The sequence below is a fragment of the Acinetobacter sp. V110_1 genome (assembly GCF_031798975.1).
In the GTDB taxonomy this organism is placed as follows: Bacteria; Pseudomonadota; Gammaproteobacteria; order Pseudomonadales; family Moraxellaceae; genus Acinetobacter; species Acinetobacter nosocomialis_A.
The window spans coordinates 47,618-55,762 of record NZ_JAVQNN010000024.1; the positions used below are offsets into that span (position 1 = coordinate 47,618).

An 8,145-nucleotide genomic window follows, 5' to 3' on the forward strand; every position below is an offset into this window, starting at 1 on the left:
TTCCTAAAAAATCGTGAGTCTTACGACTTAGTCACCATTTTTCAGTTCAATGTTGATACCTAAAGAACGGATCTCTTTGGTCAATACGTTGAACGATTCAGGCATACCCGGATCCATATAATGGTTACCATCTACAATATTCTTATAGATGCGAGTACGTCCTTCAACGTCATCCGACTTCACTGTGAGCATTTCTTGAAGTGTATATGCTGCACCGTATGCTTCAAGTGCCCATACTTCCATCTCACCGAAACGCTGACCACCGAATTGTGCTTTACCACCAAGCGGTTGTTGTGTAACTAATGAGTAAGAACCAGTTGAACGTGCGTGCATCTTGTCATCAACCAAGTGGTTCAACTTCAACATGTACATGTAACCAACAGTTACTGGACGGTCAAACTGTTCACCTGTACGTCCGTCAAACAATACTGTTTGACCTGTACGTGAAATGTCAGCCAATTCAAGTAAATCTTTAATTTGACTTTCTTCAGCACCATCAAATACAGGAGTAGCTAAAGGAACACCAGCACGTAAGTTGCCTGAAAGTGCTAGGATTTCATCATCAGTCAAGCTATCAAGATCTTCTTGCTCGCCACCGACTTTGTTATAAATCTTGTCTAAGAATTCACGTAACTCTAAAACTGTACGCTGTTCTTTCAACATTTTTTCGATTTTGTCACCAAGCCCTTTAGCCGCCATACCCAAGTGAGTCTCAAGAATCTGACCCACGTTCATACGAGATGGTACGCCCAACGGGTTCAATACGATATCTACCGGTACACCGTTCGCATCGTGTGGCATGTCTTCAACAGGTAAGATGTTAGATACAACACCCTTGTTACCGTGACGACCAGCCATCTTATCACCAGGCTGAATACGACGTTTAACAGCTAAGTAAACCTTAACAACTTTCAATACGCCAGTTGTTAACTCATCACCTGTTGCAAGCTTACGTTTCTTCTCAGCGAATTTCTCATCGATTTCTGCGCTCTTCTCTTTCAAGAACACTTGAATTTGAGTTAAACGCTCAGCGATTGCTTCATCTGTCGGTTGAATTTCAAGTAAATCAACAAGCTCTAAACCAGACAATAAATCTTCAGAAAGTTTATCACCACGTTTAGTTGAACCACCGCCATTAGACTCTTGGCCTTTAAGTAAACGAATTACACGTTCACGAGCCGCTTCTTCAAAGATTTTGTATTCTTCTTTCAAGTCTTTACGGTAAGAATCAAGCTGTGCTTTTTCAATCGCTAATGCACGGTCATCTTTCTCTAAGCCATCACGAGTGAAGACTTGAACGTCGATAACTGTACCTTTAGTACCAGATGGAACACGTAAAGATGAATCTTTAACGTCAGCAGCTTTTTCACCAAAGATTGCGCGAAGCAATTTTTCTTCAGGAGTTAACTGAGTTTCGCCTTTAGGCGTTACTTTACCAACTAAGATGTCACCAGCAGTAACTTCAGCACCGATATAAACGATACCTGATTCATCAAGTTTAGAAAGCGCAGCTTCACCTACGTTAGGAATATCGGCAGTAATTTCTTCTGCACCTAACTTAGTATCACGTGCTACACATGACAATTCTTGAATATGAATAGAAGTTAAACGGTCTTCTTGAAGAACACGCTCAGATAACAAGATCGAGTCTTCGTAGTTGTAACCATTCCATGTCATGAACGCTACACGCATGTTTTGACCAAGCGCAAGTTCACCCATGTCTGTTGATGGACCGTCTGCCAAGATGTCACCACGAGCAACTTTGTCGCCCAAATTCACGATAACATTTTGGTTAATACAAGTATTTTGGTTCGAACGTGTATATTTGATGAGGTTATAGATATCTACACCCGCCTCACCTGCAACCATTTCATCTTCGTTTACACGAATAACGATACGAGAAGCATCTACATATTCAATTGCACCACCACGATTTGCGATTACACACACACCTGAGTCACGTGCTACGTTCGCTTCCATACCTGTACCGACAAGTGGCTTGTCAGCACGTAAAGTAGGAACAGCCTGACGTTGCATGTTCGAACCCATCAATGCACGGTTCGCGTCATCGTGTTCAAGGAATGGAATAAGTGATGCAGCAACAGATACAACCTGTTGTGCAGAAACGTCCATATGCGTCACTTTTTCAGGTGGCATACGTACGAATTCACCTTGATGACGAACAGAAACGAATTCTTCTGTTAAGTTGCCATCTTTATCTACAGCAGAGTCGGCCTGTGCAATAACAGTACCTACTTCTTCAATAGCAGATAAATATTCAACTGCATCAGTTACACGACCATCTACTACTCTACGGTATGGTGTTTCCAAGAAACCGAAGTCATTCGCTTTTGCATATACAGAAAGCGAGTTGATCAAACCAATGTTTGGACCTTCAGGAGTTTCAATTGGACAAACACGGCCATAGTGAGTTTGATGTACGTCACGTACTTCGAAGCCTGCACGCTCACGTGTTAAACCACCAGGACCAAGCGCAGATACACGACGCTTATGTGTAATCTCAGATAATGGGTTGTTTTGGTCCATGAACTGAGATAACTGGCTTGAACCAAAGAATTCTTTGATTGCAGCAGCAACTGGTTTAGCGTTAATCAAGTCTTGTGGAGACAAGTTATCTGTTTCTGCTTGGCTTAAACGTTCTTTAACAGCACGCTCAACACGAACCAAACCAACACGGAATTGGTTCTCTGTCATTTCACCAACAGAACGTACACGACGGTTACCCAAGTGGTCGATATCGTCCACTTCACCTTTACCGTTACGGATTTCAACCAATGTACGTAATACATCGATAATATCTTCGTGCGATAAAATACCTTCAACTTCACGTGACTTCTGGTCAGTACCAACTTCGTAAGGACGACCTAAACGACGGTTGAACTTCATACGACCTACTGGAGATAAGTCATAACGCTCAGAAGAGAAGAACAAGTTATTGAATAAATTTTCAGCAGCTTCTTTTGTTGGTGGCTCGCCCGGACGCATTACTTTGTAGATTTCTACTAATGCTTCTTCACGTCCCGCTGTTGTGTCTGCACGTAATGTATCAGCAACAAAAGAACCACGGTCGATGTCGTTCGTGAACAGGATGTTAAATTGCTTAACACCGCCTTCTGCCAACTTCACCATTACTTCATGGCTTAACAACGTATTCGCAGCAATCACTTCACCATCACGTAAAGTAATGTCTTCAGCAGTAATACGCTCATATAAGTATTCGTCAGGAACTGAAAGTTTAGTTAAACCTGCAGCTTCCATTTGACGTACGTGACGCGCATTAATACGTTTACCTTGCTCAACAATGACTTTACCTTCATTGTCAGCAATATCAAATTGAGCCATTTCACCACGTAAACGCTCAGGAACAAGGTCAATTTGATAACTGCCCATGTCAAGATACACAGGTACTTTTTCGTAGAACAAATTCAAGATTTGTTCATTGTTATAACCTAGTGCACGTAACACAACAGTAGCAAGTAATTTACGACGACGGTCAATACGTACGTAAACAAGGTCTTTTGCATCAAATTCAAAGTCTAACCATGAACCACGGTAAGGAATGATACGTGCTGAATACAACACTTTACCACTTGAGTGAGTCTTACCTTTGTCATGATCGAAGAACACGCCTGGTGAACGGTGTAATTGAGATACGATTACACGCTCAGTACCATTGATAACAAAGGTACCATTTTCAGTCATCAATGGGATTTCACCCATATAGACTTCTTGTTCACGTACGTCTTTAATTGATTTAGTTTCGCGATCTTTAATAATCAAACGAATTTTAACGCGCATTGGTGCCGCATAAGTCGAACCACGAAGAATACATTCGCGTACATCGAACTCAGGTTTACCAAGGCTATACTCAACAAATTCTAAAGCAGCATTGCCAGAATAACTTTCGATAGGAAAAACTGAACGAAATGCGGCTTGGAGACCGATATCTTCGCGGTTTTTTGGAGTTTTGCCATCTTGCAAGAATGTTCTGTACGAATCGACCTGAATCGATAATAAGTACGGTGCATCCATTACTTGGGGCAATTTACCAAAATTCTTACGGATCCGTTTCTTTTCGGTATATGAGTATGCCATCTGGAGTCCTCGGAAAGTAAACTAAGCCCGCCTGCAGAACGGGCTCAGAAGGAATTACGCAGGCCGATATGGCCACCACTGTTTACAAATGCTGCAATTTTTAGTGGTATAAAAACGCTTAACAATATTTTTAAAAATGAAAAATATTGGTAAACATTTGAAATTTCTTGTTTTATTTAGATTTTTATAAAAATCAAACAAAACTAACAAAAATCGAGCCGATTATTGTAACGCAAAAAGGCTGATGACCCAAGAGCCATCAGCCATTTTATGGAGCCGATTTAAAAACCGACTCCTTTTACAATTACTTAAGTGTAACTGTAGCACCAGCTTCTTCAAGTTTCTTCTTAAGTTCTTCGCCTTCTTCTTTAGAAACGCCTTCTTTAAGAACTTGAGGAGCACCTTCAACTAGGTCTTTAGCTTCTTTAAGACCAAGGCCAGTTGCTTCACGAACTGCTTTAATTACAGCTACTTTGTTAGCACCGAAAGAAGTCAACTCAACGTTGAATTCAGTTTGTTCTTCAGCAGCAGCAGCAGCGCCACCAGCTGGAGCAGCAACAGCAACAGCTGCAGCTGAAACGTTGAATTTCTCTTCGAAAGCAGAAATTAATTCAACAAGTTCAAGAACAGTTTTTTCAGCAACTGCGTTTAAGATTTCTTCGTTAGTTAAAGCCATGAGAATAACTCCAAATGGATATTGAATGGTGTGTAAAATTGATTAAGCAGCTTCTGACTCGTTTTTCTCTTTGAGCGCTGTAATGAGGCGACCCAATTTCGAAATAGGAGCTTGAAGAACAGAGGCAAGCATAGTAAGCGCTTTCTCTTGGTTTGGAAGATTAGCAATAACGCTAACATCAGCACCTTGATAAACTTTGCCGTCAAATGCAGCAGCTTTTAATTCAAATGCTTTGTTAGTTTTTGCAAATTCTTCAAACAAGCGTGCAGCTGCACCCATGTCATCTTCAGAAGTTGAAAAACCTAGAATTGTTGGACCAACAAGGTTGTCGTTCAAGATATCAAATTGAGTACCTTGGAATGCGCGCTTAGCCAAAGTGTTACGTACGATACGTGTAGTTACACCTAACTTACGAGCTTCAACACGAAGTGTTGTTAATTGCTCTACGCTTAAACCTTGATAGTCAGCAACAACGGCTGCAAACGCTTTAGAAGCAACTTCACTTACTTCTGAAACGATCTGTTTTTTGTCTTCGATAAGAAGAGCCATTGTAAAACCTCCTAAGGTGATTTATGCACCCAATGGGCACACTCCCAATTCGTAAGCCTTTCGACTTACACGCGGAGGAGGAACAAATCACACCACCGCGTCTACGCAGGCTGGGTTATTAAGAAAAGTCGCTATTCGAAAATAACGCCTTCTCGCCTGAGGTCTTTGACGCTGATAAATTCTCATTCATCAATTCAAAGTCCGCCTGATAAGCAAGAGTCAAAGCGTTGCTTTGACTGCGCAAAAATAGAAACTTATTTCTATTTTTGCTACCTACTCAATCAGGACTTTAAAATTCTGTACAGAACTAAGTTAAAACTTAGTTAGAAACGTTGTTTACATCAACAGTAAGACCAGGACCCATAGTTGAGCTCAAAGTGATCTTCTTGATGTATACGCCTTTAGAAGTTGCAGGTTTTAACTTTTTCAAGTCAGCAACTAAAGTTTCAACGTTTTGACGGATTGCAGCAGCATCAAAGCCAACTTGACCAATCGCAGCGTGGATAATACCCGCTTTGTCTACACGGTAACGAGCCTGACCAGATTTTGCGTTTTTAACAGCATTCGCAACATCAGGAGTTACAGTACCTACTTTAGGGTTTGGCATTAAACCACGTGGACCAAGAATTGTACCGAGCTTACCAACAACACGCATAGCGTCTGGAGCAGCGATTACAACATCAAAGTCAAGGTTTCCACCTTGGATGCTTTCAGCAAGGTCATCAAAACCTACAACATCAGCACCAGCTTCTTTAGCAGCTTCTGCTTGAGCGCCTTGAGCAAATACAGCTACACGTACAGTTTTACCAGTACCTGCAGGTAATGTAGTAGCACCACGAACAACCTGATCAGATTTACGTGGATCTACACCAAGGTTTACAGAGATGTCTAAAGATTCTTTGAACTTTGCAGCAGGTAAGCTGTTAAGAACCTGTACTGCTTCTTCCAAAGTGTAAACTTTGTTTGCTTCTACAGCAGCAGCAATGGCTTTTTGACGTTTAGTTAACTTTGCCATGTCTTATAGCTCCACTTCCAAGCCCATAGAACGTGCAGAACCAGCGATGGTACGAACACGCGCGTCTAAATCAGCACCAGTTAAGTCTGGTTCTTTAGTAGTCGCGATTTCTTCTAATTGAGCACGAGTCAACTTACCAACTTTAGTTTTGTTAGGTACAGATGAACCCTTTTGGATACCAGCAGCTTTCTTAAGAAGAATAGAAGCTGGAGGAGTTTTCATGATGAATGTGAACGACTTGTCGTTGTACACAGTAATCACTACAGGAATTGGAAGACCTGGTTCAACTTTTTGTGTAGCAGCATTGAATTCTTTACAGAATGCCATGATGTTTACACCACGTTGACCTAGTGCAGGACCAATTGGTGGAGATGGATTTGCTTTACCAGCTGGAACTTGCAGCTTGATATAGCCGTCAATCTTCTTAGCCATTTTAAAATACCTCTGGGTACAGGCGCCGTTAGGCTCCCCAATTTCTACGTAACAATACTGTTACAACAACAATGCCCGATAAAATCGGGCGCTTTTCAACCAATTAAGATTAAATCGTTTTTTCGACTTGGCGAAATTCGAGTTCAACCTGAGTTGGTCGATTAAACACGTTAATCGTCAACGTTAAACGTGACTTGTCGTATTGAACCTCTTCCACCACACCTTTAAAGTCTGTGAATGGACCATCAATAACGAGTAATTCTTCACCTGGTTCAAACATCGTCTTAGGACGTGGAGCTTCACCAGTATTACGTACACGCGCAAGAATCGCATCTGCTTCACGTTGAGTGATTGGCGCTGGTTTTTCAGGTGTACCACCGATAAAACCTAATACTTTTGGACATTCTTTAACAATGTGCCAAGTATCATCATTCATTTCCATTTCAACTAACACATAGCCAGGAAAGAATTTACGCTCAGATTTACGTTTCTTACCATCCTTCATTTCTACCACTTCTTCGGTAGGAACTAGGACATCACCAAAGCTATCGGCAACAGCGCTACGCTGGATTCGTTCTGTAAGTGAACGCATCACTTGTTTTTCATAACCAGAGTAGGCATGAATAATGTACCAACGTTTCATAGCTCTTTTACCCGATAATCAACTTAATTAACCAACCCAAACCATAGTCAAAGCACCATAATACTAACGATGCAACAACTACAACCAATAGAACCTGCCACGATGTAGTGACTGTTTCTTGTTTTGTTGGCCAAGTTACTCGACGCAATTCGACTCGTGCATCTTTCAGCAAACGAACGAAGCCTTTACCTTGATGGGTGGCGTATAATAAACCTAAAGCCACAACGATACAAGCAAAAATTACCCCAACGCGCACCCATACATTATTTGCAGGGGCCCAATACGCTGGTAAATGCTGATTCACCATGGTAGCCGAGAGCAATAATGCAATTGCTATCACCCATAGAACGATATCTAAAGGCGAACCAGTACGAACAACTTCAGCAGAATTATTTCTTTGAGGAATTGGCGCGTCGCTCAATGCGTCACGCGATTTATCATTCGACATTTTTGTACTCGTCGTAGAACTCGCGACTTATTATATGAACAACTAAGCCAGCATCAAGCTTTTTATTTCAAAATATGGCAGGTCAGGAGGGACTCGAACCCCCAACATTCGGTTTTGGAGACCGACGCTCTACCAATTGAACTACTGACCTATAAAGCAAGTTGAGAGCCAAAGCTCTCAACTTGAGACGTAATTCGTCACTATATTATGCTTATGCAGTTACTTTCGCAACAACACCAGCACCTACAGTACGACCACCTTCACGG

7 protein-coding genes and 1 tRNA gene are annotated in these 8,145 nt (G+C 41.6%); all 8 read right to left on the reverse strand.

Annotated features, from left to right (window positions below):
• Positions 1-27 precede the first annotated feature (27 nt).
• On the reverse strand, positions 28-4,116 hold the full coding sequence (gene rpoB / locus RMA95_RS09885) for a DNA-directed RNA polymerase subunit beta (protein WP_263612767.1): 4,089 nt from the start codon (positions 4,114-4,116) through the stop codon (positions 28-30).
• Between the two features lie 304 nt (positions 4,117-4,420).
• Positions 4,421-4,792 carry a 50S ribosomal protein L7/L12 gene (rplL, locus tag RMA95_RS09890; RefSeq protein WP_174728237.1) on the reverse strand — a complete coding sequence of 124 codons (372 nt, stop codon included), beginning with the start codon at positions 4,790-4,792 and terminating at the stop codon, positions 4,421-4,423.
• Positions 4,793-4,834: 42 nt separating this feature from the next.
• Positions 4,835-5,341 carry a 50S ribosomal protein L10 gene (rplJ, locus tag RMA95_RS09895; RefSeq protein WP_002157004.1) on the reverse strand — a complete coding sequence of 169 codons (507 nt, stop codon included), beginning with the start codon at positions 5,339-5,341 and terminating at the stop codon, positions 4,835-4,837.
• A gap of 319 nt (positions 5,342-5,660) precedes the next feature.
• Positions 5,661-6,356: a 50S ribosomal protein L1 gene (gene rplA, locus RMA95_RS09900; protein WP_002156922.1), complete on the reverse strand. Its 696-nt coding sequence runs from the start codon at positions 6,354-6,356 to the stop codon at positions 5,661-5,663.
• 3 nt (positions 6,357-6,359) lie between these two features.
• Entirely contained in the window at positions 6,360-6,788 is a 429-nt protein-coding gene (gene rplK, locus RMA95_RS09905) for a 50S ribosomal protein L11 (protein ID WP_001074682.1), read from the reverse strand.
• A gap of 109 nt (positions 6,789-6,897) precedes the next feature.
• The gene (gene nusG, locus RMA95_RS09910) at positions 6,898-7,431 is read right to left on the reverse strand and encodes a transcription termination/antitermination protein NusG (protein WP_002115092.1); all 534 of its coding nucleotides are present in this window, start codon (positions 7,429-7,431) and stop codon (positions 6,898-6,900) included.
• 7 nt (positions 7,432-7,438) lie between these two features.
• Positions 7,439-7,879, reverse strand: coding sequence for a preprotein translocase subunit SecE (gene secE / locus RMA95_RS09915; protein ID WP_002157045.1), 441 nt, complete (start codon positions 7,877-7,879; stop codon positions 7,439-7,441).
• A gap of 75 nt (positions 7,880-7,954) precedes the next feature.
• Positions 7,955-8,030: transfer RNA gene (locus RMA95_RS09920), tRNA-Trp, on the reverse strand.
• Positions 8,031-8,145: the final 115 nt, after the last annotated feature.